At 66.9% G+C, this 25758-nt stretch carries 27 protein-coding genes and 1 tRNA gene; 11 read left to right on the top strand and 17 right to left on the bottom strand.

All coding sequences use genetic code 11. The features are described 5' to 3' along the window. Positions 1 to 152 precede the first annotated feature (152 nt). From BXU08_RS12270 to BXU08_RS12250, 5 genes are all read left to right on the top strand, one after another. Positions 153 to 1103, top strand: coding sequence for a winged helix DNA-binding protein (locus BXU08_RS12270; protein WP_077510316.1), 951 nt, complete (start codon positions 153 to 155; stop codon positions 1101 to 1103). Positions 1104 to 1151: 48 nt separating this feature from the next. Beyond that, positions 1152 to 1227 (top strand) — tRNA-Val (locus BXU08_RS12265). A gap of 333 nt (positions 1228 to 1560) precedes the next feature. Beyond that, positions 1561 to 1833: a PadR family transcriptional regulator gene (locus BXU08_RS12260; protein ID WP_077512346.1), complete on the top strand. Its 273-nt coding sequence runs from the start codon at positions 1561 to 1563 to the stop codon at positions 1831 to 1833. Beyond that, complete coding sequence (locus BXU08_RS12255) at positions 1830 to 2474, top strand: hypothetical protein (RefSeq protein WP_253190359.1); 645 nt, start codon at positions 1830 to 1832, stop codon at positions 2472 to 2474. The genes BXU08_RS12260 and BXU08_RS12255 overlap by 4 nt, the downstream gene beginning before the upstream one ends. Before the next feature lie 145 nt (positions 2475 to 2619). After that, a complete protein-coding gene (locus BXU08_RS12250) occupies positions 2620 to 3147 on the top strand; it encodes a hypothetical protein (protein WP_253190358.1) in 528 nt (175 codons plus the stop codon). Positions 3148 to 3256: 109 nt separating this feature from the next. Here the strand turns inward: BXU08_RS12250 and BXU08_RS12245 are convergent, their stop codons facing one another. Both BXU08_RS12245 and BXU08_RS12240 read right to left on the bottom strand, forming a co-directional pair. Next, positions 3257 to 3619, bottom strand: a complete 363-nt coding sequence (locus tag BXU08_RS12245) for a hypothetical protein (protein ID WP_077510313.1) — start codon at positions 3617 to 3619, stop codon at positions 3257 to 3259. 69 nt (positions 3620 to 3688) lie between these two features. Further along, positions 3689 to 4252: a helix-turn-helix domain-containing protein gene (locus tag BXU08_RS12240; protein ID WP_077510312.1), complete on the bottom strand. Its 564-nt coding sequence runs from the start codon at positions 4250 to 4252 to the stop codon at positions 3689 to 3691. 91 nt (positions 4253 to 4343) lie between these two features. Here BXU08_RS12240 and BXU08_RS12235 point away from each other — a divergent pair, with 91 nt between their 5' ends. Both BXU08_RS12235 and BXU08_RS12230 read left to right on the top strand, forming a co-directional pair. Then, the gene (locus tag BXU08_RS12235; RefSeq protein ID WP_077510311.1) at positions 4344 to 4820 is read left to right on the top strand and encodes a DUF6456 domain-containing protein; all 477 of its coding nucleotides are present in this window, start codon (positions 4344 to 4346) and stop codon (positions 4818 to 4820) included. A gap of 97 nt (positions 4821 to 4917) precedes the next feature. Further along, entirely contained in the window at positions 4918 to 5265 is a 348-nt protein-coding gene (locus tag BXU08_RS12230) for a PilZ domain-containing protein (protein ID WP_171982508.1), read from the top strand. Positions 5266 to 5269: 4 nt separating this feature from the next. Here BXU08_RS12230 and BXU08_RS12225 read toward each other — a convergent pair whose 3' ends face one another. The 3 genes from BXU08_RS12225 to BXU08_RS12215 form a co-directional block, all read right to left on the bottom strand. Beyond that, positions 5270 to 6196 carry a DUF4861 family protein gene (locus BXU08_RS12225; RefSeq protein ID WP_077510309.1) on the bottom strand — a complete coding sequence of 309 codons (927 nt, stop codon included), beginning with the start codon at positions 6194 to 6196 and terminating at the stop codon, positions 5270 to 5272. A gap of 78 nt (positions 6197 to 6274) precedes the next feature. Further along, complete coding sequence (gene dapF / locus BXU08_RS12220; RefSeq protein WP_077510308.1) at positions 6275 to 7192, bottom strand: diaminopimelate epimerase; 918 nt, start codon at positions 7190 to 7192, stop codon at positions 6275 to 6277. 39 nt (positions 7193 to 7231) lie between these two features. Further along, the gene (locus BXU08_RS12215; protein ID WP_077510307.1) at positions 7232 to 7903 is read right to left on the bottom strand and encodes a glutathione S-transferase family protein; all 672 of its coding nucleotides are present in this window, start codon (positions 7901 to 7903) and stop codon (positions 7232 to 7234) included. A gap of 100 nt (positions 7904 to 8003) precedes the next feature. On the opposite strand from BXU08_RS12215, the gene BXU08_RS12210 reads away from it, so the two are divergent. Continuing rightward, positions 8004 to 10556: a DUF2339 domain-containing protein gene (locus BXU08_RS12210; RefSeq protein WP_253190357.1), complete on the top strand. Its 2553-nt coding sequence runs from the start codon at positions 8004 to 8006 to the stop codon at positions 10554 to 10556. A 130-nt stretch (positions 10557 to 10686) separates the two neighbouring features. Here the strand turns inward: BXU08_RS12210 and speD are convergent, their stop codons facing one another. From speD to glpX, 10 genes are all read right to left on the bottom strand, one after another. Further along, the gene (gene speD, locus BXU08_RS12205; protein ID WP_077510305.1) at positions 10687 to 11040 is read right to left on the bottom strand and encodes an adenosylmethionine decarboxylase; all 354 of its coding nucleotides are present in this window, start codon (positions 11038 to 11040) and stop codon (positions 10687 to 10689) included. Then, the gene (locus BXU08_RS12200; RefSeq protein WP_077510304.1) at positions 11037 to 12644 is read right to left on the bottom strand and encodes an FAD-dependent oxidoreductase; all 1608 of its coding nucleotides are present in this window, start codon (positions 12642 to 12644) and stop codon (positions 11037 to 11039) included. Before BXU08_RS12200 ends, speD begins: the two co-directional genes overlap by 4 nt. Then, positions 12634 to 14181 carry a polyamine aminopropyltransferase gene (locus BXU08_RS12195; RefSeq protein WP_077510303.1) on the bottom strand — a complete coding sequence of 516 codons (1548 nt, stop codon included), beginning with the start codon at positions 14179 to 14181 and terminating at the stop codon, positions 12634 to 12636. Before BXU08_RS12195 ends, BXU08_RS12200 begins: the two co-directional genes overlap by 11 nt. After that, a complete protein-coding gene (locus BXU08_RS12190) occupies positions 14174 to 14386 on the bottom strand; it encodes a DUF350 domain-containing protein (protein WP_077510302.1) in 213 nt (70 codons plus the stop codon). Before BXU08_RS12190 ends, BXU08_RS12195 begins: the two co-directional genes overlap by 8 nt. Positions 14387 to 14396: 10 nt before the next feature. Further along, positions 14397 to 14546 carry a hypothetical protein gene (locus tag BXU08_RS20070; protein WP_171982507.1) on the bottom strand — a complete coding sequence of 50 codons (150 nt, stop codon included), beginning with the start codon at positions 14544 to 14546 and terminating at the stop codon, positions 14397 to 14399. Further along, positions 14543 to 15865 (bottom strand): DUF4178 domain-containing protein, encoded by a 1323-nt coding sequence (locus BXU08_RS12185; RefSeq protein WP_171982506.1) that lies wholly within the window; start codon positions 15863 to 15865, stop codon positions 14543 to 14545. Before BXU08_RS12185 ends, BXU08_RS20070 begins: the two co-directional genes overlap by 4 nt. A 4-nt stretch (positions 15866 to 15869) precedes the next feature. Further along, the gene (locus BXU08_RS12180) at positions 15870 to 16544 is read right to left on the bottom strand and encodes a DUF4178 domain-containing protein (protein ID WP_077510300.1); all 675 of its coding nucleotides are present in this window, start codon (positions 16542 to 16544) and stop codon (positions 15870 to 15872) included. A 4-nt stretch (positions 16545 to 16548) separates the two neighbouring features. Next, positions 16549 to 17538 (bottom strand): SPFH domain-containing protein, encoded by a 990-nt coding sequence (locus BXU08_RS12175; protein WP_077510299.1) that lies wholly within the window; start codon positions 17536 to 17538, stop codon positions 16549 to 16551. Between the two features lie 81 nt (positions 17539 to 17619). After that, positions 17620 to 19473 carry a CocE/NonD family hydrolase gene (locus BXU08_RS12170; protein WP_077510298.1) on the bottom strand — a complete coding sequence of 618 codons (1854 nt, stop codon included), beginning with the start codon at positions 19471 to 19473 and terminating at the stop codon, positions 17620 to 17622. Positions 19474 to 19597: 124 nt separating this feature from the next. Then, the gene (gene glpX / locus BXU08_RS12165) at positions 19598 to 20566 is read right to left on the bottom strand and encodes a class II fructose-bisphosphatase (protein WP_077510297.1); all 969 of its coding nucleotides are present in this window, start codon (positions 20564 to 20566) and stop codon (positions 19598 to 19600) included. A gap of 137 nt (positions 20567 to 20703) precedes the next feature. On the opposite strand from glpX, the gene BXU08_RS12160 reads away from it, so the two are divergent. Further along, complete coding sequence (locus tag BXU08_RS12160; protein WP_077510296.1) at positions 20704 to 21060, top strand: hypothetical protein; 357 nt, start codon at positions 20704 to 20706, stop codon at positions 21058 to 21060. Between the two features lie 169 nt (positions 21061 to 21229). On the opposite strand, the gene BXU08_RS12155 is transcribed toward BXU08_RS12160, so the two are convergent. Both BXU08_RS12155 and BXU08_RS12150 read right to left on the bottom strand, forming a co-directional pair. Then, positions 21230 to 22522 carry a homoserine dehydrogenase gene (locus BXU08_RS12155; RefSeq protein ID WP_077510295.1) on the bottom strand — a complete coding sequence of 431 codons (1293 nt, stop codon included), beginning with the start codon at positions 22520 to 22522 and terminating at the stop codon, positions 21230 to 21232. A 170-nt stretch (positions 22523 to 22692) separates the two neighbouring features. After that, the gene (locus BXU08_RS12150; protein WP_077510294.1) at positions 22693 to 23643 is read right to left on the bottom strand and encodes an isopenicillin N synthase family oxygenase; all 951 of its coding nucleotides are present in this window, start codon (positions 23641 to 23643) and stop codon (positions 22693 to 22695) included. A 143-nt stretch (positions 23644 to 23786) separates the two neighbouring features. On the opposite strand from BXU08_RS12150, the gene BXU08_RS12145 reads away from it, so the two are divergent. Beyond that, on the top strand, positions 23787 to 25022 hold the full coding sequence (locus BXU08_RS12145) for a multidrug effflux MFS transporter (RefSeq protein ID WP_077510293.1): 1236 nt from the start codon (positions 23787 to 23789) through the stop codon (positions 25020 to 25022). Positions 25023 to 25099: 77 nt separating this feature from the next. Continuing rightward, positions 25100 to 25450, top strand: coding sequence for a DNA primase (locus BXU08_RS20065; RefSeq protein WP_077510292.1), 351 nt, complete (start codon positions 25100 to 25102; stop codon positions 25448 to 25450). Positions 25451 to 25758: the final 308 nt, after the last annotated feature.

The following is a 25758-nucleotide window of genomic DNA, read 5'->3' as shown; positions in this document are numbered from 1 at the left end:
TGCGCCGTTCCTGCCGTTCGATCCGGAACGGACGCTGATCGACCAACCCGCTGCGCGGGTCGCCTCATAACCTCCAAAATGGAGGAAATCGGACTCAAACGTTTCGGGGCCATGCGGCATCCCCGGAACAGAAGACGAACTTGAGGCAGGCGATGGCGAGACTGACCATGTTGCACGAAGGTCCCGAAGGCTATGCCAGCGCCGGCCCGGTCGCGCTGGTCATCGCTGACAGCGCCGAAGCCGCCGCGGAGGCCGTCGAGGCGCTGACGCTGGCGGGGTGCACCGCCCGCCAGCCGGTGGGCTTCGCCCAAGCCTCGACCGACCTGAGCAATTATGACGGGCTCGACCTGATCTGCATCGAAGCGGCGGCCGTTCCCGATGCGCTGCTCGATATCGTGCTGGCGCGTGCCGACACGATGGCGCGGGAACGGGCGCTCGGCATCGTCGCGACGGTGCTTCCCGAACAGATCGACGCCGTTGCCGCGCAACTGCTCGGGCCGCGTACGCAGATCCTCTGCCGCCCCGCCCGCGCCGAGCGAGTCAGCGCGATCGCCGGCGCCAAATGGCATGCCCGCGGCGTGATGGACGACGTCAACCGCGAGACCGAGTCGGTCCGTCTGCGCCGGCTGAACGAGGAAGTCGCGCGGATCGCCGAGACGCTTGCCCGGCTGACTCGCAGTGACGAACCCGAAACTCGCGCCGGGGTGCGCGACCGCAACAACGGCTATCGCGGACCGGAGGCCGGGCCGCCGATCGAGATTGCCGCGGCGGAAATCCGGTCGGTGATCCGCGCGCGGCGGATGCGCGCGCAATTCTTCGCCGACGAACTGTTCGCCGATCCCGCCTGGGACATGCTGCTCGACTTGTTCGCCGCGCAGCTCGAGCGGCGCCAGGTATCGGTATCGAGCCTGTGCATCGCCGCCGCGGTCCCGCCGACCACTGCGCTGCGCTGGATCGGCACGCTCCACGAAGCCGGGCTGTTCGAGCGCCAGGCTGATCCGGCCGATCGCAGGCGCGCCTATATCGGGCTCAGCCCCAAGGGGCTGGAGGGAATGCGCAGCTATGCGAGTGCGGTGAAACGGGCGGGGTTGGGGCTCGTTTGAAAACCGGCCTTGCCCCGGCGCACCGCTTTTGGCATCGGCAGGAAGCAAGGGCGCTTAGCTCAGTTGGTAGAGCATCTCGTTTACACCGAGAGGGTCGGCGGTTCGAGCCCGTCAGCGCCCACCATCCCTTTAGCCAGAATGTCTGCGGCCGTCGGGTCGCTGCGGCGAAGGACTATGGTGCCCCGTTTCCCACCATGGCCCGCAATGGCTCACGCCGCAGTGGTGCCTGACCCTCCCTTGATCGAACAGCGCGGTAAAGCGCGCGGCAGCCTTCGGAGACTCGTCTCGGGAAGTTTCTCCTCGGGCAGAGTGTCGTTTCTTGCCTTGCCCAAGACGCCCGGGCGCGCCTGGATGCGGTCGACAAGTCTATGTCGGCGCGCCCAGATCGATCGGTTGACTCTTAAATCTACATATGTTGCATTGAGCCATGGTTCGGAAGCGGAAACCCTCGAAGCAGATGCGTGCCCTTCTCGATTCGCTGTCCGTGCAGCGGCAGCAATGGCGACACGGCTATGATTTGATGAAGGAGACCGGTCTCTCTTCCGGGACACTCTACCCCTTGCTGATGCGGATGACCGATCAGGGCCTTGTCGAGGCCGAGTGGCACGAGCCGGCGCAGCCGGGGCGGCCAGCCCGTCACGCCTATCGATTGACCGCGGAAGGCTTTGCGCTCGCGTTGCAGGGGGCCGATGACCGCAGTGCCTTCCCTTCCGGAGGGGCGCTCATATGAGGTCGGCCGTCGCACGTGTGGTAATGGCCTTGGCGGTATGTTGCTTCGACGAGAGCCGCCGCGCCTGGGCGGCGGCGATGCGGGCCGAGTTTGAGACCGCCGCGGCAGACGGAAAACCGCTTTCGTTCGCGACGGGCTGCCTCGCCGCGGCCTGGCGCGAACTATTGACGCGCGAGCAAGGCCGCTTCGTCCTGACGAACTATGCCCTGGTACTCGGCCTGATGCTTCCGATGGCGGCGTTGCAGATCGGATGCGCGCTGCTTGGACTGCCCTATCTCTATCCCGGACAGCAGGGGCTTTCCGGCGCGCTATTGGAAGGCAAGGCGCATGAGGCGCTTGTACGTAGCGTCTATCAGGCCGCCATTCCTTCGCTTGCGCTTCTCCAGCTGTTGATCGGCCTGGGGCATCTTCGCATCGCCTGGGTAATGCTGAACCGCGATTGGCCTGCCGTCAGGCGCTTGGGAGCAGGCGCGCTGGCCGCTGCGGCGACGCTGATCCTGTTCATGGGCGTGCTCTTCCTCAACGGCATCCAGGCGCTGCTGCAAGGGGCTATTCTGGTGATCGAACTGGCAATTGTCGCGATTGTAGCGCGGTGGCATGCCCAGCTATTTCCCTCCGCCGCGACGGCGCCGCCCGGCTAGGCGTTCCAGCCCCTGCTTGCAGCAACTTCGGGAAGCATCGCCCCGGGGATCGAGGCCCTGCGCCGGCGAGCGGTGGCGCGACGCGACGCGACGTTTCGCTGAACAGCCAAACCCGAGACCCCGCCCTCGCAAATGGAGATGTCAAATGCCGTACTCGTATCCACGCTTCAGGGGATTCTGCCTCTGCGCCATCGCCGCAGCCTCGTTCGTTGGCAGGCCGGCCCTTGCGCAGCCGGTGAGTCCGTCCTCGTCAACCGCCGCGCCTTCTCCCTTTCTCGGCATATGGGAACTAGATCTGACACGAATGCCGGAAACCTATGGTGCGCCTCCGAAGCGCGTGATCTACACCTTCGAAGACGCCGGCGCGGGCCATTGGCGCACGAAAGTTGACATCACCGCGCCGGACGACAGCGTCCGGCATATGGCGATCCGATATCGACGCGATGGCAAGATGGCGCCAGGCGAAGGCGATACGAGCGAAGCTGACAGCGCCGCGGTAAACTCCCCCGCTCCCGACGTGCTTGTCATGAGCCTCTCCAAGAACAAGGCTCTGGGGTCGGTACGCGTATATACCGTTTCTGCGGACGGCAGGGAGATGACCGAAGCCGCCGCCAATGTCGACGGCACCGGAGCGCCGTTCGTACGAAACTTTCATTTCAGGCGCATTCGCTAGGCGCCCGGCCGGTCTCCTTGCTTGCCTCTGCCGATTCGCTAGTGGAGCGGCATTGGAGGGTATGTGGAGATCGGCTGTTTTTGCGTTACAGCGATCGCCGCTCCGTGCCTCAACTCGCCTTGAACGTCGGCACGCCGCTGGCGTAGTTCACCGTGACATAGGCGTTGTCGCAGACGTTGATGCCTGACCAGACCGCGGTGGTGTCGTCGCCGAAGGTGGCCTTGATGTCGTATTTGCAGCCCGAGCCCTTGTCGAAATGGACGGTCATACGCTTGCCCGCCGCGGTGACGCCTTCGCGCTTCATCTCCGGATCGACCTTGTTGGCGACCCAGCTGCCGGCGCCGCCAGCGGAGATCTCCACGCCCTTGATCGGCTTGCCGGTGTTGTTGACGAGGACGAAGTCCCAATCCTCGGCCAGCGCCGGCGCAGCGAACGCCAGCGCGGCGGCGATCGTCATCGCTTTCCTGATCATCGCAGTCCCCTCCTGCCTTGCTCTATTGTTGCTGGGAGACTGCGCCTCTGCGCGGCGCTCGGCAAGAGGCTAGAGTGCGCGGACCAACCGTACCGCACAGGCGATCCAGGGCGGATCGGTGACCACCTGCTGGCGTGCGCCGGCGCCGAGCGGCAGCAAGTGGAGCTTGTCGCCCTCGCGTCCGATCAGCCGGCCGAACAGGAAGCGTCCGGCGGGGCGCGGCACCAGCACGTCGCGGTTGAGCGCGCGGGCATACGCCTCCGGGCCGAGCCGCTCGCACCAGATCTCGTCGCCCGCGCGATAATCGCCGATCCCGCCGCCGACAGTGACTGCGACCAGGCCGGGCTCGCCCCGCGGGGGCACGACCGAGGCCGGGCGCCGCGGTGCCTGCGCGCCGCTGCCGTCGAGGATCGCCGCGACGGCGATTTCGGGGCGATCGGGCATGCGAACCAAGTCCGCGGCATCGACGCCGAGCGCGTTGGCGATGCGGTTCAGCCAGCCCACCGATACGGTACGCGTGCCGGTCTCCAGTCGCCCGATCGTCTGCGCGGTGGTTGGCGGATCGCAGCGCTGGGCAACTTCGTCGAGCGTGAGACCCTTGGCGCGACGAACCTCGCGGATGGCCGTGATCATAGGCACCTCGGTAACCGATTTGGTTTTTTCTCTTTCCTACAAACGGGACTTCATGGCAAGCGGATAGCAATAGGAACAAAAGGAGATCGAAATGCGCGAGCTGGCAGAGCGGGAAATCCTGGACGGCGTGGTGGCTGGCGGCGTCGCGCGGCGGGGACGGCGAACCGTGACGGTCAATCTCGCCGAATCGCCGCTGAGCTGGCTGCGATCGCGGGGGCATGTCGATGCGCGCCAGTTCGAAGCGGGCGAGCGGCTCCGCACCGATTACGAGACGGCGTCGCTGGGGCCGAGCGTGACGATGCGCTGGGACACTAGCCCGCGTGCCGGCGGCCGCCGGGGGCCGCCCGAGGTGCTGGATCCGACGCTCGCGCATATCGCCGCCAAGCGCCGGTTCGATGGGGCAATGGGCGCGGCGGGGCGGGGACTTGCCGACGTGCTGTGGCGAGTAGTGTGCGCGGGCGAGGGGCTCGTCATGGCCGAAAAGGCGCTGGGCTGGCCGAGCCGCGCCGGAAAACTGGTGCTCGGCCTCGCGCTCGATCGGCTCGCGGACCATTATCGGCTGCCCTGAGCACCGCGGAAAAAGATTAACCCGCGCTAAGCATCAATTTTGCGGAACGCCGGACTCGATTGTGCGATTCATGGTCATGACGATCCGGGGGGAAAGGGTGCAGGCCACCGACAAGCATGGCGCACAGATGCGCGGGGCGCCCCGCATCAAGGTGTTCCAGCCCGCCGTTCTGCGGTGCGGCGCGGGCGCGCCCAAGCGAGTCCACCTGCTCAATGTCTCCACTGGCGGCGCCTTGGTCTATGGCGACAGCCCGCCCAACGTCGGCACGCAGGTCCAGCTGGCATGCGGGATTTCGCTGGGATCGGCGCGCGTCCAGTGGAGCAGCGGACGGCGGTTCGGCGTGGCGTTCGCCAGGCCGATCGGTCCGGCCGAAATCGAGGCGATCGTCAGCCTGCAGGACGATCTGATCGAAGTGATCCCGCCCGCGGCGATACCGGCACGCTGACGCCTTAGCGGGCCGCGAAGGTCACGCGTTCCGCTGCGGCATAGCGATCCCAGTCGGCGCGCACGCGGAAGCTGCCATTGCCGAGGCTCCATGCCGAGCCGGAATAATAGACGAAGGGCTTGCCCGGCGTGATGCGCAGCAGCGCGATATGGTTGTCGGCATCCTTGACCACATCGACCAGCATCGCGGGATCGAAGCGGAGCGCGATAGCCATTCGGCCGTGGTCGCCCACTTCCGGACCCCACCAGGAAAGCAGTCCGCGCGCCTTGTCGACGGTCAGCTCGCCCTCTGCGCCGGTGGGCTTGCGGCCGATGCCGATCCCGACGACCAAAGGTCCCGACTTGTCCGAGCGGATCGTCGATACCATTCGGGTGAAATGGGTGCCGGTGGGCAGGGTGAAGCGCCGCGTCTCCCAGACGCGCCGGTTCACATCGACCGGCCAGGGGGCGTAATCGACTTCGAAATCGGCGGTGGCGGGGCCCTTGCTGAGGATGCGGTGCGCGATGAAGTTGCGCGACGTCCACAGCTTGTTGTCGAGCCAGATGCCCAGGCCGCCGGCGCCGCGCCCGGTGCCGACATTGTAATTGTCGAGGCCCTCGCCGTGGAAGCCATGCTGGTCGCCGCTCCTGAGCTGGCGGTCCATGAACGGCCAGGCGACGTTCTTGCCCCAGCTGTCGATCCCCGAGCCCGAGGGGGGCTCATAGGCTTCGAGGGCATGGCCGTAGATGCGATGCGCGGTGCGGTCATTTTCCCAGAGCAGGTCGTCATAGCGATAGTCGGCGAGCATTACGCTTGCCCGCGCCGTGCGATCGGGGGCAGGCGGCAGGGGCTTGTCGATCCTGGGAAGCGGGGCCTGCGGCGAGTCCTGAGCGGCAAGCGAGAGCGGAAGCGCCACCAGCGCGGCGACGGCAAGCGAACGGACCCACGACATCGGCATTTCTCTCCCCGGTGCCGGTGGTCCGGCCTCTTGGTCAGGCGAGGCTAGCCAGCCGCCCGGGGCGTGGCAAGCTCAGCCGAGCGCGGCGACCGCGGCATCCCAGGCTGCGACTTCGCCGTCGCGCCGGGCGAGGATCTCGAGCGCATCGGCGCGGCCGCGCGCGAGGTCGATGTCGATATGCGCGTCGTACACGAAGGTCGCGTTGCCGCTGATCGTCACGACGCGGTCGGCGCCGGCGCGGCCGCGGACCAGCCCGCCCTTGTTGAACACGCGGATGTCGGCGTCGATCGGCACGTGGCCGGTGAGCGACGCGGCGAGCACCGATGCGGCCATCGCGCTCCCGCAGCTGTCGGTCAGCCCGACGCCGCGTTCGAAGGTGCGGACGAACAGGTCGGGGCCGCGCAGCGCGACGAAGGAGACGTTGGCGCGGCCGGGGATCAGCGCGGGGGCGCCCTCGCAATATTCGCCGAGTGCCACCAGCTCACCTTCGTCGACGGCATCGACGAAGGTGACGAGATGCGGGTTGGGCATCGCCACCGCCGTAAAGCTGCGGTCGCTCGGCAGCTCGGACAGCGGCCCGCGCAGCCCGACATCGGCCAGCTCGGTCGAGGCGGGGCCAACTGTCGTGCGCACCGTGACGACGCCCGGCGCAAGCTCGGCTTCGCGTGCGACTGCGGCCGAGCTCGTCTTGAGCTTCACGTGCGCGGTATCCACGCCCAGCGCCTCGAATCCTGCGCGCGCCACGCAGCGCAGGCCATTGAGGCAGGTCTCCGCCTCGGACCCGTCCGAATTGAACATCCGCATTCCGAAGGCATGGTCGCTGTCACCGTTGACGAGCAGCAGCAGTCCGTCGCCGCCCACCGGGCCGCTACGGTCGGCGAGCGCCTGCGCAACGCGCGCCCAATCGGCGTCGTCCAGCGCGAGGTCGCGTGCGTCGATCAGCGGGAAATCATTTCCCGAGCCATGGCATTTGGTGAAGGCAAACCGCATGCCGCCTCCTCTAGGACGCGGCACGGGGTGTGACCAGCCTCAGGCGGCCTGCTTCGCGGTTACCGGGCCGCCCATCGCCGAAACCATTGCCTGGTCCTTGGCGATGATCGCCGCGAAGCTCGGCCGCGCCAATATCGCCTCGACATAGGCGGCAGTGCGCGGGTGCCGGCTGGGGTCGGCCTTGACGCCGATGCAGCCCAGAGTCGCGAACGGGCTCGCCACGGCGATGTCCGCCAGGGTCAGCCGATCCTCGACCAGGAAGCCGCTCGCCGGGATGACGTTCTCCAGATAATCGCATAGCGACGGCAGCAGATCATGCTCGGCGGTATCGGCCGCGGCATGGTCGCATTCCTGCTTGAGCACGCGCGGCAGCACGAAGCGATTGCCGAAGATCGCGCCGCCCGCCGCCATCATCACCGTATCGGCCATCTCGTCATACCAGATCGTTCGCGCTCGCGCGCGCGGCTCGAGCGGGATGAGATTGGGCTCGGGAAACTTGGCCTCGAGATAGGTGACGATCGCACTCGAATCGGAGATCAGGAAATCGTCATCCTTGAAGCCGGGCATCTTGCCAAACGGGCTGGCCGCCTGGAAATCGGGCCCGCCGCGGCCGAGGCCGGCGGGCTGAAGTTCGAGTTCGAGCCCTTTTTCGGCGCCGAACACCATGCATTTGCGAACGTAAGGCGACAGCGTCGAACCAAATACGATCATCGCACATTCCCCTCCATCATGCCGCAAATCTGGCACTCCGGACCCGGGGAACGCCTAGTTTGCCACGACAGCGCGAATCCGCTGTGCCAAGGAGAAGCCAGTGACGCTCTTCACGCTCCTGCTCGCCCTTGGTGTCGCCGCGGCCTTCTTCGTGGTCCTGCGGCGCCTGACTGTTGTGGAACAGGAGTTGCGCCGCGTCGAGTCACTCGTCGAGCGGCTCGAAGATCGCCAAACACGGATGACTGCGCAACCGGTTTCCGCCGCAGCCGATAGCGCTCCTCAGGAGGCACCCGGCATCGCCGAGCCTTTTCGCGAGGAAGTCCGGACGCCGGCACGCGTCGTCGCGGCCGAGCGTATCCGCGCCCGCGCTGCCGATGCCCTGCCGGCGCCGATACGGACTGCCCCGGTCGAGGCGCCGCCGCGCCCGCCGCTCAATCTCGAATCGCTGATCGGCGGACGGCTGCCGATCTGGATCGGCGGCGCCGCGCTGGTCCTCGCCGGCTTCTTCCTCGTGCGCTATTCGATCGAGAGCGGGCTGCTCGGCCCTGGCACGCGCACCTTCCTCGCCGCCTTGTTCGGCGTCGCGCTGATCGCCGCCAGCGAAGCCGCGCGCCGCTTCCCCGCCACGGCAGAAGATCCGCGCGTGGCGCAGGTGCTTGCCGGCGCCGGCATCGCCAGCCTCTATGGCACGCTCTACATGGCGGCGGCGCTCTATCATTTGATCGCGCCGCTTACTGCCTTCGTCTTGGTCGTGTTGGTCACCGCCGCGGCGATGGGGCTGGCGCTGCGCCATGGTCCGCCCACCGCAGTGATGGCGCTGATCGGCGGGTTCGTCGCGCCGCTCGTCGCCGGGTTCGACGCCGCGGGGATCGCGCCGCTGCTCGTCTATCTGGCGCTGTTCATCTCTGCGCTGTTCGGGCTGGCGATCCATCGCGGCTGGGGCTGGCTGGCGCTCGCCGCGAGCATCGCCGGGTTCGGCTGGATCAACTTCCTGATCTTTGCGCTGGCCGGGCGCGAAGCGGATTTGTCGGCGGTCGGCGCATTCACGATGCTGCTCGCCGCCTGCGCCAGCGCGGCGTTGCCCGCCACCGGCACGCGCAATCCGTTGTTGCGGCTCGCCCCACTGGTCGCCGGGTTCGTCCAGCTGCTGGCGCTGGCGCCGTCGCTTGATTTCGGCGCGCTCGCCTGGAGCTTCTACCTAGTGCTCGCCGCTGCGGCGCTGTTCCTGTCATGGCGCCAGGCGATCTACTTGCCCGCCGCGCTGGCCGCGCTGGGCTTCCTGCTGGCGCTCGAAGTGCTGGCGCTGCTCCAACCCGAACGCGCCGCCACGCCGATCGCGGCGCTGATCGCGACGTTGCTGTTCGCCGTGCCCGGCCATGTGCTCGCGGCGCGCGGACGCGGCTGGGCGGCGCTTGCGCTGGGCGGCACCGCGGGACCGCTGCTGGTCGCGCAGCTCTGTGCGCCGTCGCTGCTCGCGGCGGAGATCTGGGGCTTGCTGGACCTGCTCGCGGCTGCGGGCGCTGGACATCTCGCCTGGCGGCACAAGCGCGAGACCGACGATCCGATCCTGACCGCGGCGAGCCTGTTCGCCGGTCTGCTCGCGGCATGGGGGCTCGCGCAGTTCCTGCCCGATGCCTGGCTCGGCGTGCCGCTTGCGCTGGTCCTGCTCGGCCTTGCCGCCTGGGCGCGGCTGGCAAAGGCGCCTTCGCTGTTCGTACTCCCGGCGCTGCCATACCTTGCCGCGCTCGTCGCTGCCGCAATGCCGCTGGCCGGGCTGATCGAATTGATCTCGACGTCGCTGGCAGGGGACCGGCTGCCCTGGCTGCGCATCCCGCCGCTGCCAGACCTGTTCCGCGCGCTGGCGCTGCCGACCGCGGCGCTGCTCGGAGCAATGCTCGATCCGCGCCAGCTTGGTCGCGCGCGGCGCTTCGTCGGCAGCGTCGCAATCGGCGTGGGCATCCTGCTGATCTATGCGCTCGCCAAGCAGGCGCTCGCGATCGGCGCGCCCGAGCGCTTCTTCGCGCTGGGCTTTGTCGAGCGCTTGCTGCTCACCCAGGCATGTCTTGCTTCGGGCTGGTATCTGCTGCGCAGCGGCCGCTTGCCGTCGCTCGCGGTGGTGCTGTTCGGGCTCGGACTGGTGCGGCTGATATGGTTCGATCTGCTGCTGCTCAACCCCGCGATCGTGCCGCAACAGGTCGGGCCGTTCCCGTTGCTCAATGCGGCGACGCTCCACGCCGCGCTGGCCGCCTTCTGGCTGTGGACGCTGCACAAGGCGCCCGCGGTGCGCGCCGGCGCGGCATTGCTCACCATCGCGGCAGCGCTGGTCGCGGTGCGCCAGGCGACGCATGGGACGGTGCTCACCGGGCCGATCAGCACCTTGGAGAATGGCGGCTATTCGGCGGTTCTGCTCGGCGTGGCGCTGTTCTGGCTGTGGCGCGGGATCACCGCGAGCGTCTATGACCTGCGCATCGCCGGGCTTGCGCTGTTGACGCTGGTGACGTTCAAGGTGTTCCTGGTCGACGCCGCCGCGCTCGACGGGGTGCTGCGCATCCTGTCGTTCCTTGCATTGGGCGTGGTGCTGATCGGGATCAGCTGGGCCTATAGCCGATTCCTGGCGCGGCCTGCGCCGCCGGTGGCTGGGGAAGCTCCCTAATTCCTCTCCCTGCGGGAGCTAGGTGAGGGTTTTCCGCTCTCGATAGTGCGATCCCCTCACCCAGCTCCGACTAGGGCCTGCCGAAGAAGCGGGCCAAGTCTGCGCAACCCTCTCCCGACGGGAGAGGGGATTAGCTCCCCAGATCCCGCGTCAGCAGCGTGCGTTTGGCCACCCGCGCTTCCAGCCGCGCGACGATCGTATCGAGCGCGGCGTCGAGGTCGTGGCGGCGCCCGCACAGGAAAAGATCGACGCACGCACTGCCATATTCGGGCCAGGTGTGGATCGAGATGTGCGATTCTGCGAGCATCGCCATGCCGGTCACGCCCTGGCCGGGGCCGAAGCTGTGGAGCCGCACGTCGAGCAGGGTCGCGCCGGCCGCGGCGGCGGCGTCGATCAGGCAGCGCTCGATATGCGCGACGTCGGTCAGATGCGCCGCCTCATGCAGGTCGGCGATCAAGTGATGGCCGCGATACGCTTCGCTCACAACAGGCTCGCATGGTCATGACCGAGCAGCGTCATCGCCGCCTCGGCGGCGCGGACGCCGTGATACTGGGCTTCCTCGAACAGCGACAGGCCGCTGAGATCGGAATGGGCGAGGAACAGCGGCGGCTTGGGCGCGATCGCCTCGCCGCGCCACAGGAAACCCGGCGTTGGGCGCGCCATCGCATGTCCCCAGCGCCACAGGTCGATCCGCGTGATCGCGCTATCGAGCTCGGGATGCATCGCCAGCAGATCATCGCGTACGATGCGCTTCCACTCCTCGGCCGGGCGCTCGACCAGCAGCCGCCGCGCCTGGGCGGGCGGCATCGTCGATAGCGGCAGATACCAGGTCAGCACGGTCCCGGTGTGCGCGGCATCGAGCCCCTGGTGCGTCGCGACGACATACCCGAGCGATTCGCTGGTGCTCGACACATTGTCCCAGGCGAGCGGTACGCCGCGCCCGCCTGGCAGGCGATCGACCGTCACATTGGCGACCAGCCAGGGCGCATAGCTGAATGCCGAAGCCTCGCCGATCTCGCCGCACACCCGGGCCGCAATGAAATGCGGCATCGCCAGGATCGCGGCGCGTGCGCTGGTGCGGATGGTGGCGTTGGCGGCGACGTCGAAGCTGTCGACCAGTACGCGCTGCCCCTCGCGCGCCACGCGGTGGACGATCCGCCCCGGCGCAATACGATCAGGGAAGAAGCCGGCGAGCTGTTGTGCCAGCCGGCCATTGCCTTCGGGCCAGGTGAGCTCGTTGTCGCCACCCTCGACGGCCCAGCCGCGCCGGCCGGCGAAATAGTGAATGCCCGCCCAGGCCGAGACCTCGTCCGGCTCGGTGCCGTAATCGTCGCGCATCGCATAGCGGACGTGCGCGCGCAGCACGGGCGAGCGCCAGCCCTGCTGATCGAGCCAGGCGGCGAAGCTCAGCGTATCGAGCGCGGTCAAATCGGCGTCGCGCGAACTGTACGCTATCGGCACCGCGAAGGCGGGCTTGCCGTCGGTGCCGACATGGCTGGAGAAGTCGGCCATCGCCGCTTCGAACGCGGCGAGATCCTGACGGTCCCGCGCGGTGATGCCAGTGCGCGGGATCAGCCCTTCCTGCCAGCGGCCCTGCCAGAAGAAACGCTCCTGCAGATCGGCGCAGAGCTGTTCGGAGTCGTAGACCGGCACGCCGTCCCTGTCGCCGGTGATCATCCCGAGCTGGCGCAGCAGATGCTGGAGCGCCTTCGCTTCCTGGTTGGCGACCGGCAGATAATGTGCGCCGAGCGGATAGGCGGAAACCGCGTTGCGGCCGCTGCGGGCATTGCCGCCGACGCTGTCTTCCAGCTCGAGCAACCGAAAACGATCGAACCCCGCATCGGCCATCCGCCAGCCTGCCGAAAGCCCGGCGACGCCCCCGCCGGCGATGACCAGATCGACTTCTTCCTGTCGGCTGGGCGCTGGGAAATTGCCATCGCGCAGCCGGTGCCCGCGCGCTATGTCGGCCCCCGCTAGCGTACCTTCGGGCAACGGTGCGGCATGCCCCAGCGCATAGGCCAGCCCGCCCCCGCCCGCAGCAACTGCGGCGGCGCCCAGGCCGAGCAGGGTGCGGCGGTCAGCCTTCATATTTGTCCCAGGCGTCGGCGAACTCGCGGACCAGCACCTGGTTGTCGAGCCGGTTCACCGAGGTTGGCCGCCGCGCCATGTCGGGCGGGAAATCGAACAGCCTTTGGTCGATCGTCGCAGTGAGGAAGCGGCCGGGCGGGATATTTGCCTGCTGCGGGATCGGGCCGTTGGCGGCGAGGAAGAAGCCCCATTCGCCGAAGCTCGGCACATAGACGTGGTAGCCGCGGGTCTGGAGCCCGGCGGCTTCGAGTGTCGTCGCGACGGTCCAGTATGCGCGCGGCGCGACCAGCGGCGAGGTGCTCTGGATCGCCATCATCCCGCCCGGCGCGAGCAGCTTCCGCGCGGCGCGGTAGAAGGTTTCGGTGTAGAGCTTGCCAACCGAATAATCGACCGGATCGGGAAAATCGACGATGATCGCGTCGTATTTGCCCTCAAGTCCATTCTGGGCTGCCTCGCGCGCCCAGCGGAAGCCGTCGGCATTGATCACCGTCATCCGCAGATCGGTGAGCGAGCCTCCGTTGAGCTTGGACAGCATCGCGGTGCGCGAAAACAGGCTGGTCATCTCGCCATCGAGGTCGACCAGCGTCAGGCGCTGCACCGCCTTGTTCTTGAGCACTTCGCGCGCTGCGAGCCCGTCGCCGCCGCCCATGATCAGCACGTTGCGCGGGTTGGCGACGCGGCCGAGCGCGGGATGCACCAGCGCCTCGTGATAGCGATATTCGTCGCGCGACGAGAATTGGAGGTTGCCGTTGAGGTACAGCCGGACATCGTCGTCACGCCGCGTAAGGACGATGCGCTGGAATTTGGTGCTGGTGGCATAGATCACTGGCTCGCCATAGCTCGCGACTTCGGCCCAGCGCTGGAGCCGGTCCGACGCGACGAAGCCGGCGCCGAGCACGAGCAGCACGAGCAGCGACGCCACCTTCTCGCTGCGATACCGCGCAGTCCGCGGCAGCGCGAACAGCACGGCGAGAGCTACCGCGGCATTGAAGATGCCGAACAGGAAGCCGGTGCGGATCATGCCGAGATGCGGCATCAGCAGCAGCGGGAAGAGCAGCGACGCGACCAGCGCGCCGACATAGTCGAAGGTGAGGACGTTCGACACGGTCTCGCGGAAGTCGAAGCCGCGCAGGATGCGGATCAGCAGCGGGATTTCGAGCCCGACGAGGAAGCCGATCGCGAGGACGAGGCCGTAGAGTGCCACCCGGAAATGGTCGACCACCGGGAAGAGCAGGAACAGCGCCGCCGCCGAGCAGCCACCAAGCAAGGCGATCAGCAGCTCGACGCGGACGAACAGCCGCAGCTCGTCCTTCCGGACATAGCGTGAGCACCAGCTCCCCACGCCCATTGCGAACAGATAGCTGCCGATGACGGTGGAGAATTGGGTGACGCTGTCGCCAAGCAGATAGCTCGCCAGCGTGCTCGCGAGCAGCTCGTAGATCAGCCCGCAGGTCGATACGACGAAGGCGGACGCAAGCAGCGCCGCGGCGGGTGCGGACGCTCTGGGCTTGGGTCGTACGGGGTCGGCTTCAGCCATGTATCGCGGCGGCGACGATGATCGCGAGCCCGATCGCGCCGGCACCGGCGAAGATCGCCACCGCAACATTCTGCTTTTGCCCGATTTCTTCCCACAATTTCCCGGGGGTGAGCAAGTCGAGCACCACGAAGCCGATCACGAACACGACGATGCCGATCGCCGAATAAAGCAGCGTGCTGAGCACGGCAGGCAGGCTGGTCACCATATCGTTCCTCCTATTTGTGTGTGGGGCCGACGAACACGCCGGTAACGGGGCGTGCGCGGCTGCCTTCGGCGAAGGGCGACCAGGCGAAGACGCTGCCCAGCATGAACAGTCCCGCCACACCGAGGCACCAGAGCGCGTAAAGAAAGGTGCGCGTGCTCATTCGTCGTCCTCCTCGTCATCGTCGCCTGAGGGAGCGAAGTCGCTCTCGTTTTTGCGTGCGGTTTCGAAGCTGGTGTGCGCGATCAGCGCAAACAGCAGCGGCAATACGATCAGGCTCAGTGCGAGCAGCAGGTTCGAGGCATAGAGCGCGCCCTGGCGAATCTCGACTTTCACTTCGGGCTGGTTCGCTGAGTCCATCCAGCCTGGATCGCTACTAGAACCGCCGCTCGCACCGCTCCAGCGATTGCCCTTATAGTCGACGACGAGATCGTAGCTGCCGGTCGGCACGCTGGCGATCGAGACGCTCGATCGACGGGAGCCCTCGGTCCAGGAGCCATCCGAATCATAGCCGGAATAGCGCTCGGCGGCGCCATAGGCCTGATAGACCTGTTGGGTCGTGCGATCGACGAGGCTGTAATCGAGATCGACCCAGCCATTCTCCAGCCGCGGCACATCGGCGCGGAGGTGCACGCTCTGGTAACGGCGCAGCAGGTTGATCGGGCCAAGCGTCACGCTCTGCTCGCGCCCATCGGCGGTAATCGGAAAGGTGCCCGCGGCCGACCATTGCGTGCCGCCGAACTGGAGCGCGAACGCCAGCAGGAAAACCACCGCAGCAATCGCGATCGCGAATCCGGTCTTGAGCCAATTGCCATAGGGCGAGGGCTGGTGCGGCAGCGGCGGCCAGATCTTTCCCTCGGGTTCGACGCCGAACGCCTTCTGCATCTCCTTCGCGGGCAGCAGCTCGCTCCGCGTCCAGCTGACTTCGTTGGCGTTCTTCTCGCGAGACAGCATCACGCCGGGGCGGACCCAGTCGTCGGTCTGGACGCGCTCGCCGACCGCGACGCGCCAATAGAATTCGCCGAGGACGTAATCGACCTGCGCCTCGCCATCGCCGAAGAAATGCGTGACGAACTCGCCGCCGATCCGCAGCGTATCGTAGGACACCCAATCGGGCGTGACCGTGAGCGCCTCGCCCAGGCTCCAGCCGCCGCGCACCTTCACCAGCCAGCGATAGCCGTGATAGGGATTGAACAGCAGATATTCTTCCCAGCCATAGGCGCCGTTCTCGGAGCGCTGGAGATAGCCGATCGCTTCCCATTCGACACCGCGCAGCACGCCGCGGGTGCCGAGCGAGATCTCGAGCGCGGCGGCCTGCTGGTAGTATTGCGTGACCAGCTTCACCTGCGGATCGGTGACGTCGAGGATCGAGCCGCAATATTGGCACGCGACATGGACGGTGTAGCCCGCCGCGCGCAGCTCGACGCCGCCGCCACACGACGGGCAGGTCAGCGCGCGCGCCGCGGGGGCGGGCGGGGCCACGGGCTCAGGCTGCATAAGGGGGGAGCGCCCAGCCTTCGATTGCGCGCAGCCCGCGTGGGGCAAGCTCGGCGAGCGTCACATAGCGGCCCTGATAGAAGCTCGTCTCGGCGCCGTCGCGCTGGAGCGTCGCGCATTCGCCGCCGCGACCGCGCAGATCGACGCTGTAAAGCTTCCATCCGCTCGTGGCGGTGAAGGGCAGCTCGCCCTCGGCGGCGATGCACGTCACGTCGCGCGCATCGGCGATGACCAGCTTCTGATTGTCGAGCTGCACTTCCGTGCCCGGTACTGCATCCCTACCGTTCAGGATTTCGCGCAGCATTCGCGAGCGTACCTTGCCGATCGGCTGCTCCCAAAGCAGCATGAACTGGCCCATCGCCTCGCCGAGCCAGGCATTGCTCCCGTCTTCGAACAGCAGCAGCCATTCGTTCCACGCGCCGTCGGTCCACGCCCAGCGGACGCGGCCGATGACTTCGAAGCGCTTGCCATCGGCAGTGCCGCGCATGCCGATCCGGACCGGGCTGACGTCGAAGGGCAGCGCCGCGACTTCGCCGACCCTGGCCACGCCGGCATCGCTGCGCACCAGCATCGATCGGCAATAGTCGCAGACGCGGTTGGGCAATGCCGGCGAGCGGAACACGACGTCCGCGCCGCAATTGGGGCAGGGGAGGTGCAGGCTCATGCGTTCAGCGGATGCGGCCCAGCAGCTCGGCCTTCTTGGCGTCGAACTCCTCCTGGGTGATCGCGCCGATCGTCACCAGTTTGTGGAGCTTTTCGATCTGGGCATAGGCGTCCTCGCCCGGCGCGGCGGCAGGTGCCGCCGGGGCGCCGATGCCGCCGGCCATGCTCTGGCCGATCGCCATGCCGGCGGCCATGCCCGCGCCGGCACCCGCGACGCCGCCCGACTGCCCCGCCGCAGTCTCGATCGCCTGCGCGCTCTGGAAGCGGACGAAACGGTCGAGGTCGCCGACGACGCGCATCGAGCTCGCCTTGTCGAGATGCGCCTGGACCTCCTCGGGCAGCGACAGGCTCTCGATGAAGAAGCTGGTGCAGCTCAGCCCCCATTGCGCAAAGGCGGGCTCGACTGCGGCCTTGAGCTTCTCGGACAGCGCAGTCTGGTTCGCGGCAAGGTCGAGGAATGCGATTTCGCCGGTGCCGAGCGCCGAGGCGATCGCGGTGGCAATCGCGCCGCGCAACTGCGGCTCGAGATCGGCGATGGTCAGTTTTTCCAGCGAGCCCATCATCTTGATCGCGAAGGTCGACACGCTCTCGACGCTGAACGAATAGGAGCCGAACGCGCGGACGCGTAACGGGCCGAACTCCTTGTCGCGCACCGTGATCGGCTGCTGCGTGCCCCATTTGAGCCCGGTCTGCTCCTTCTGGCTGAAGAAATAGACATCGGCCTTGAAGGGGGAATTGAAGCCCTTGTCCCAGTTCATCACCGCGGTGAGCACGGGCAGATTTCCGGTCTCGAGCGTGTAGAGGCCGGGAACGAAGGCGTCGGCGAGCTCGCCTTCGTTATAAAAGAGCGCGGTCTGGCCCGCGCGCACGGTCAGCTGCGCGCCGTTCTGGATCTCACGATTTTCCATCGGATAGCGGATCGCGAGCGTGCCGGGCTCGTCGACCCAATCGATGACATCGACGAACTGGTTCGAAAGAAAATCGAAAATACCCATCTGCCCCTCCGTTGCACCGATATTAGGGGCCGGCACGCCGCTCCGAAACAACAAAGCGACATGGAGCCGGAGCAGGCGTCGCTATTTGACGATGGGCAGTGCCACCAGCGATCCGCCGCAGACGCGCTGGGTTGCCTTGACGAAGTCCCCGGGCGCAGCCTTGTAGATATTGGGTACGAATTTCTGCGGATTTCGGTCGATCACCGGGAACCAGCTCGACTGGACCTGCACCATGATCCGGTGGCCCTTCTTGAATACGTGGTCGTGATCGCGCAGCGCGACGTCCCAGGCGACGACCTTGTTCGGGGTGAGCGGGGTCGCCTTCTCGAAGCTTGCGAGATAGCGGCCGCGGCGGACCTCCATCGCGATCGGGAACTGATAGCCGTTCAATGTGCGCGGATATTCGCCGAGCGTGCCGGGGCGGGCGGGCTCGTAGTCGTCGGGCAGGACATCGATCAGCTTGACGACGAAGTCGCTGTCGGTGCCCGACGTCGAGGCCATCAGCTTGGCGGCGATGTCGCCGGTGACGGTGAGGTCGGCCTCAAGTGGGGCGCTGGTGTAGCTCAGCACGTCGGGGCGGTGATTGACGAAGCGCTGGTCGGCGGCCTCCCACCAGCGCCATTCCTGCGAGGGGTAGGTGCGCGAGATCGGGCGCTCGCGGAACGGCACCGGATTGGCGGGATCGGACACGTATTCGCGGCACTGGCCGGCGTCGGCGGGCGCGGTGAACGACAAGGTGCCGTCGGGCTGGAGATAGAGGTTGGTCAGCGTGGTGCCGCGAGCGGGCCATTTGGCGTAGGATTTCCATTCCCACGAGCCGCTTTGGAACATCTTGGCTTCGAAGTTGGGACGGGCGCCTTTGCCGTGTAGCCAATGCGCGAAGAAAGGCGCTTCAATGTCGCGCATGAAATCGGTGCCGCTCTCCTTGCCGAATTTCACATAGCCCACATCGCTGCCGGGCGTGTGCCACGTGCCGTGTGCCCAGGGACCGCCGACGATCAGGTTGAGCCCGTCGGGGTCGTTCGCTTCCATCTTCTCGTAGATCTTCCAAGTGCCCAGCGGGTCTTCCTGATCCCAGAATCCCGCGACATGGAGCGTGGGCACCGTCGTGCGGCCGAGCTTGTCGGTCCAGCGCTGGCGCTTCCAGAAATCGTCGTAATCGGGATGCTCGATCATCGCGGAGAATTGCGGGACCGAACCCTTGAAATAGAGCTTGTCGAGATTCTCGACCGGACCAAGCTTGAGGAACCAGTCATAGGTGTCGACCGGCGTCTTGCCGCCATAGTCGAAATCATCGCCCTGATCGTTGTTCTGCAGGCTGAACAGCCAGTCGGTGAGATAGGAGAGACGCGCGGCGCCGTAGCGGTGGAGATCGTCGTTGATCCACCAGTCGTTCCACGCCGCCTGCGGGCTGACGGCCTTGAGCGCCGGGTGCGGGCGGGCGAGCGCTACGGCGGAGGCATAGCCGGGGTATGACACGCCCCACATCCCGACCTTGCCGTTGTTGCCGGCGACGTTCTTGACCAGCCAGTCGACGCTGTCCCAGGCGTCGGTCGCCTCGTCCACATCCTTCTTGCCCTTGGCGTCCAGCGCCATCGACATGGTGAAGTCGCCGTCCGACTTGAACTGGCCGCGCATGTTCTGGAAGACCAGGATGTAGCCGTCCTCCATCAGGAAGCGCATCGAGGCGGGGATGCTTGCGGGCGCCTGGCCGGGGACGCCGTACGGCGTGCGCTGGAGCAGGATCGGCAGCTTGCCGGGCTTGCCGCGCGGACGGAGGATGACGGTCTGGAGCATCGCCCCGTCACGCATCGGCACCATGATTTCTTCGTAGCTGAAAGCGGCTTCGGCGGTGGTGGCCGGGGCGGCCGGCTGGGCGTGTGCCGCGAGGGGGGCGGCCAGGGCTGCCAGTGCCACGAAACCCAACCTGCGCATGCCCTACTCCCGGATAGTGTGCGGGGAGGGGTAAGGCGCGGGATAAGATGGGGCAAGGGCCCGACATTCAGGCGGCCTGCGCTCGCTAATACCTCCCCCGCTGCGCGAGGGAGGAATTTCAATTTCAATCGAGCCGGTGCTCGCCCTTGACCCAGCGCACGGTGCCCGAGCTGGCGCGCATGACGACGCTCTCGGTGGTCATCTTGCCGCGAACGCGCTTGACGCCTTCGAGCAGCGAGCCGTCAGTCACGCCTGTGGCCGCAAAGATGCAGTCGCCCTTGGCGAGTTCGGTGAGGTCGTAGATCTTGTCGAGATCCTCGATGCCCCATTTGCGTGCGCGGGCGCGCTCGTCGTCGTTGCGGAACACCAGACGGCCCTTGAACTGGCCGCCGACGCAGCGCAGCGCCGCGCAGGCGAGCACGCCCTCAGGCGCGCCGCCAGAACCCATATACATGTCGATCGTGGTGTCGGGATTGGTAGTGGCGATCACGCCCGCGACATCGCCGTCGCCGATCAGCACGATGCCGCAGCCGATCGCGCGCAGCTCGGAGATCATCTTCTCGTGGCGCGGGCGATCGAGCACGCAGACGATGATCTCATGGGGCTCGACGCCCTTGGCGGCGGCGAGCGACTTCACATTGTCGGTCGGCGACTTGGCGAGATCGATCACGCCGTCGGGGTAGCCCGGGCCGACCGCGATCTTGTCCATATAGACGTCGGGCGCGTTGAGCAGGCCGCCATGCTCGGCGACGGCGAGCACCGCGAGCGCGTTCGGACCGGCCTTGGCGCAGATCGTAGTGCCTTCCAGCGGATCGAGCGCGATGTCGATCTTGGGGCCGGTGCCGATCGCGCTGCCGACCTTCTCGCCGATATAGAGCATCGGCGCCTCGTCGCGCTCGCCTTCGCCGATCACCACGGTGCCGTCCATGTAGAGCGAGTTGAGCGCCTCGCGCATCGCCTCGACGGCGACGTGGTCGGCCGCCTTCTCGTCGCCGCGCCCGACCAGGCTCGACGCGGCGATCGCCGCCGCTTCGGTGACGCGCACCATTTCGAGCACGAGAACACGATCGAGAACGGTGCTGGCGGCGGTCATCGGCTGGTAATCCCCTTGCAGAACTCAGGTGGCGATAGGCGGCGCATGTTGCACTGTCGAGGCTGCTAGCGCTGTCAGGGGCATCGCATTTTCGCCACAACCTTGCGTCAGCCTCGTTTCGTCGCAAGCGGAAGGAAATGCGCGTGCTGTTGCCGTTGCTGATGCTGGTCCAGGATGCGCCGGCGATTACGGCGGCCATCGCCGAATATCGGACGAAGACCGCTGCCGACGTGCCCTGCAAGGCCACCGAGGATGAGCAGGAGATCGTCGTCTGCGCTCGGCGCGATGCCTATCGCCATCAGCTGCCGCTAGTGCCGGCGTACAATCCCAGAAACGACGCCAATGCCCAGCTCGCACCGATCATGACGCGCGAGGCGCAGGGCATCGTGGAGTGCGGGCAAGGGCCGTTCATGGCCAAATGCGGATCGGTCGGCGTGGGGGTGACCGTGGGGCTGGGGAATGGTGGCTATGTGCGGCGCGCGCCGGCGCCATGAGGCAATTTCTCCCCTCCCTGCAAGGGAGGGATTGGGGGTAGGTGCGCGGGTCTGCGCGGTCAAAGTCTCAATCGCCCAGTTTCGATCGTCGAGCAGGGCATCAAGCCCTGCGCGCCGATACCTGCCCCGGCCCCTCCCTTGCAGGGAGGGGAATCAATGCAGATTCACCTCACTCCCCGAGGATGTGCATCCACATCGGTTCGCCGACCAGGCTCTGCGAGCCGCGCAGCTTTTCGAGCGCCCGGGCGACGCTGCGCTCGGGGCCTTCATGGGTGACGATCGCGACGAGCACGCTGCCGTCGGGGTTGGCGCCGCGCTGGATCAGGCTTTCAATCGAGACGCCGGCGTCGCGCATCGCCGCGGCGATCTCGGCGAGCACGCCGACCTTGTCGGCGACGTTGAGGCGAACATAGGCGCGTGCACGGCGCTCGCCGCTGTCGGCGGCGTCCTGCGCGGCGAGCGCATCGGCGGGCATCGCATAAGGCGGGCCGAATTCGCCGCGGGCGATGTCGATCAGGTCGGCAACGACTGCGGAAGCCGTGGGGCCGTCGCCGGCGCCGGCGCCCTGGAACAGCAGGCGGCCAACGAAATTGCCCTCGGCAACGACGGCATTGGTCGAGCCGACGACATGTGCGAGCGGGTGGCTGAGCGGGACGAGGTGCGGGTGGACGCGCTGAAACAGGCCATGCGGGCCGGAGTCCGCGACGCCGAGCAGGCGGACACGATAGCCGAGTGCCGCCGCCTCGGCGATGTCGGCGGCCAGGACGTGGCGCACGCCGGTGATTGCGACGTCGCCGAACGCCGGCTGCGCGCCGAACGCGACGCTGGCGAGGATAGAGAGCTTGTGCGCGGCATCGACGCCGTCGATGTCGAAGCTGGGGTCCGCTTCGGCATAGCCCAGCGCCTGGGCTTCGCTCAGGATTTCCGAAAAGTCGCGGCCTTCGGCTTCCATCTTCGACAGGATGAAATTGCAGGTGCCGTTGAGGATGCCATAGACCCGGCCGATCACGTTGGCGGCAGCGCCTTCGCGCAGGCCCTTGATCACCGGCACGCCGCCGGCGACTGCAGCTTCGAACTTGAGCGCGAGATTGGCGCTTTCCGCGGCGCGGGCGAGCTCAAGGCCATGATGGGCGATCATTGCCTTGTTGGCAGTGACGAAGCTCTTGCCGGCGCCGAGCGCGGCGCGGGCGAGTGCAAGGGCAGGGCCGTCCGACCCGCCGACCAGTTCGACCACGACGTCCGCGCGCGAATGGCGGGCCAGCTCGGCAGGATCATCGACCCAGTCGAAGCGCGTGATGTCGACGCCGCGATCCTTGGAGCGGTCGCGTGCCGAGACTGCCACCACTTCGATCGGCCGCCCCGCGCGCCGCGCGATCAGCTCGCCATTGGTGTCGAGCAAGCGAATGACGCCCGCGCCGACGGTTCCGAGGCCGGCGAGTGCGATGCGAAGCGGTTCGGTCATTGAAATCTCACGAGATGGGCCCCTCCCCTTCAGGGGAGGGGTTGGGGTGGGGCAGTGGGACATGTGTCAGGCTCGGTGAGACGGCTAGGTCCCACCCCCAACCCAGCATCGGGTGATCAGCGCCCCGCGCTGATCACCCGATGCTCTGAAGGGGAGGGGCTTTCAAGATACTATTTCTTGATCAGCCCGATCTCGACCAGCCGTTCGTGGAGATAATCGTGCGAGCTGATCGGCTCGGAATAGCGATTCGGGCGCTCGGCGGTGATGCAGCCGGGCAAGGTCTCGATCAGGAAATCGGGTGCAGGATGCAGGAAGAACGGCATCGAATAGCGCGAATTGCCGCGTCGCTCGGGCGGCGGATTGACGACGCGGTGCGTGGTCGAGGGCAATACGTGGTTGGTCAGCCGCTGGAGCATGTCGCCGACATTGACCACCATCGCGCCTTGGGGCGGCTTGACCGGGAGCCACTTGCCGTCGCGGTCGAGCAGCTCGAGCCCGGCTTCCTCGGCGCCGAGCAGCAGCGTGATCAGATTTATGTCCTCATGCGCGCCGGCACGAACTTCGGGAGCGTCGGCGGCGACCGGCGGATAATGGAGCAGGCGCAGGACGGAATTGCCGTCTTTGACCGCCGGATCGAACCAGTTGGGTGCCAGTCCGAGATAGCGCGCGATCGCCGAGAGCAATTTGTCGCCGGCATCGTCGAATGCCTGGAACAGCTCGAGAAAGGTCTCGCGGAAGCCGTCGGGCTGGTCGGGCCAGATGTTCGCCGGCATCTGTGGGGCGAAGCGATGGCCCTCCGCCAGCTGGCGGCCGACATGCCAGAATTCCTTGAGATCGACATGTGTCGCACCCTTGGCGATCTCGGTCTTGAACGGGGTGTAGCCGCGCGCGCCGCCACCGCCGGAAACGAAATAGCCACGCTTGACCTCTTCGGGCAGGTCGAAGAACGCCTTGGTCATCGCCCAGGCGCGCTCGATCAGCGCATCAGGGATGCCGTGATCGCGCACCACAGCGAAGCCGAAGCGCTGGAAGGACTGGCCGAACTGCCGTGAGAAGCCGTCCGGATCGGTTTGCTGGTCGGCGAGCGAAAGCGCCGGGATCTCAGCGAGAGTGTCGAGCATGCGAGTCTCCGTGTGTTGCATCCAGTTAGACCCGCAAGCCCCTGCCGAACAAGCGGGCGCACCGGCATGACGGCGATCAATTTGCGCCGTCGGCCGCTAGCAAGGGGGTGACGCCTGCGCGGCGATCCGCCATTGGCACTGCCATGTCCCAGCCGCATCTCTCCACCGACTCCGCCAATCGCGCACCACTTCGGTTCGGCGAGTTCGTGACGCTGATCGCGTCGATGATGGCGCTGACTGCGCTGGGCATCGATTCGATGTTGCCGGCACTGCCCGCGATGGGCGACAGCCTGGGCGTTACCGAACCCAATCATCGCCAGTTCGTCATCACCGCGTTCCTGCTCGGGTTCGCATTCGCCCAGCTGATCTACGGGCCGTTGTCGGACCGGTTCGGGCGGCGGCCGGTGCTGATCGTCGCGCTCGTTTCCTATGTGCTCACCAGTGCCCTCGCGGCGATCTCGGGCAGCTTCGAGCTGCTGCTGGTCGCCCGTGCGGCGATGGGCGCCTCGGCCGCCGGCGCCCGGGTGGTGACGGTGGCGCTGGTGCGCGATTGCTTCGCCGGGCGGGCAATGGCGCGTGTGATGAGTTTAGCTTTCATCGTCTTCATGGCCGCGCCGATTTTCGCGCCTGCCTTCGGGCAAGGCGTGCTCGCTGTCGGCGGATCGTGGCGGATGATCTTCTGGGGCGTCGCGGCGGTTTCTGCGCTGGTGGTGGCGTGGTTCTGGCTGCGTATGCCCGAGACACTCGACATGGAGTCGCGCCAGAGCCTCCAGCCCAGCCGGATCATCGCCGATTACGGGCTGGTGCTCCGCGACCGTTGCGCCGTCGGCTACACCCTCGCGGCTGCCTTGCTCTCGGGCGGATTGTTCGGCTTCATCGGATCGGTGCAGCAGATCATGGAAGTCGTGTTCGGACGGCCCGAACTGCTCACCTTGGTGTTCGCCGCGGTGGCCAGCACGATGGCGATCGGCTCGTTCCTCAATTCGCGGATCGTGATGAAGATCGGCACGCGGCGGATCTCGCATACTGCGCTGTCGGCGCTGATCCTGTTCGCCGCGATCCATCTCGGCGTCGCCTTTGCCGGCTTCGAGAATCTGTGGACCTTCGCGATCCTCCAGGCGCTGATGATGGCGAGCTTCGGCCTGGCCACCTCGAACTTCTCGGCAATGGCGATGGAGCGGATGGGGGAGATCGCCGGCACCGCCTCGAGCCTGCAGGGCTTTGTCGCCACGTTGGGCGGGGCGCTGATCGGCGCGCAGATCGGCCAGTCGTTCGACGGCACCACTGTGCCGCTCTATGCGGGCTTCCTGCTGATGGGCGTACTGGCCATGGTCGCGGTCGCAGTCGCGGAGCGGGGCCGGCTTTTCCGCCCGAGCTGACGGAACGGAGTGGCCACGCTCTCCGTTCGCACATCGGACGGGGGATCTTTCGGCCCCCAGAGCGAAAAGGACAGGCGATGGGTGGTCATCAGGTTCCGGTACAGGGTCCCAACGACGACGGTTTCGATGACGAAGGCTATGACGAGAGCCAGCGCGCCGAAATCATCGAGGCGACCAACGATGCGCCCAGCGACGGCAACATCCTGACCGACATCCCCGTCGATCTGGGCGATGACGGCGACGACGATGATACCGACGAGCTCAACATGGTCGACGGCGAGATCGGCGAGGAAGACGACGACGCCGAGCAGGACGACGACGACCAGCGCGAGGACGAGATCCAGGCCGATCTCGATGACGAGGATGTCGACGACGAAGAGCTGGACGAGGAACTCGACGATGGCGACGAGGCCGCGCTCGAACCCTGACGCTTGACCGGGCCGCGGCCCGGACCCAGCATGGCGCTCTTCATTCGGGGAGGGCGCCATGTCGCGTGATGCGCGTTTCGATAGCTAGATCGCAGGCGGGGCGGCGTTCGCGCAGCCGATCCTCGCCTGGCTGCGCGAACGCGTCCACGCGGCCTGACCCGAGGTGGAATCGATCAATGGTCGATGCCGGCCTTCACCTACAAGAGGAAGCCGCTGGCCAACATGGCCGCATTCAAGGCGAATGCGACCTTCGGCTTCTGGGACCGCGTGGCGCTGGCGACCGGCAAGGAAGGCGCCGCGACGGGCCA

This window comes from Sphingomonas sp. LM7 (assembly GCF_002002925.1).
In the GTDB taxonomy this organism is placed as follows: Bacteria; Pseudomonadota; Alphaproteobacteria; order Sphingomonadales; family Sphingomonadaceae; genus Sphingomonas.
Note: the sequence above shows the minus strand (reverse complement) of the source record. Positions and strands in the feature narration are given on the sequence as shown.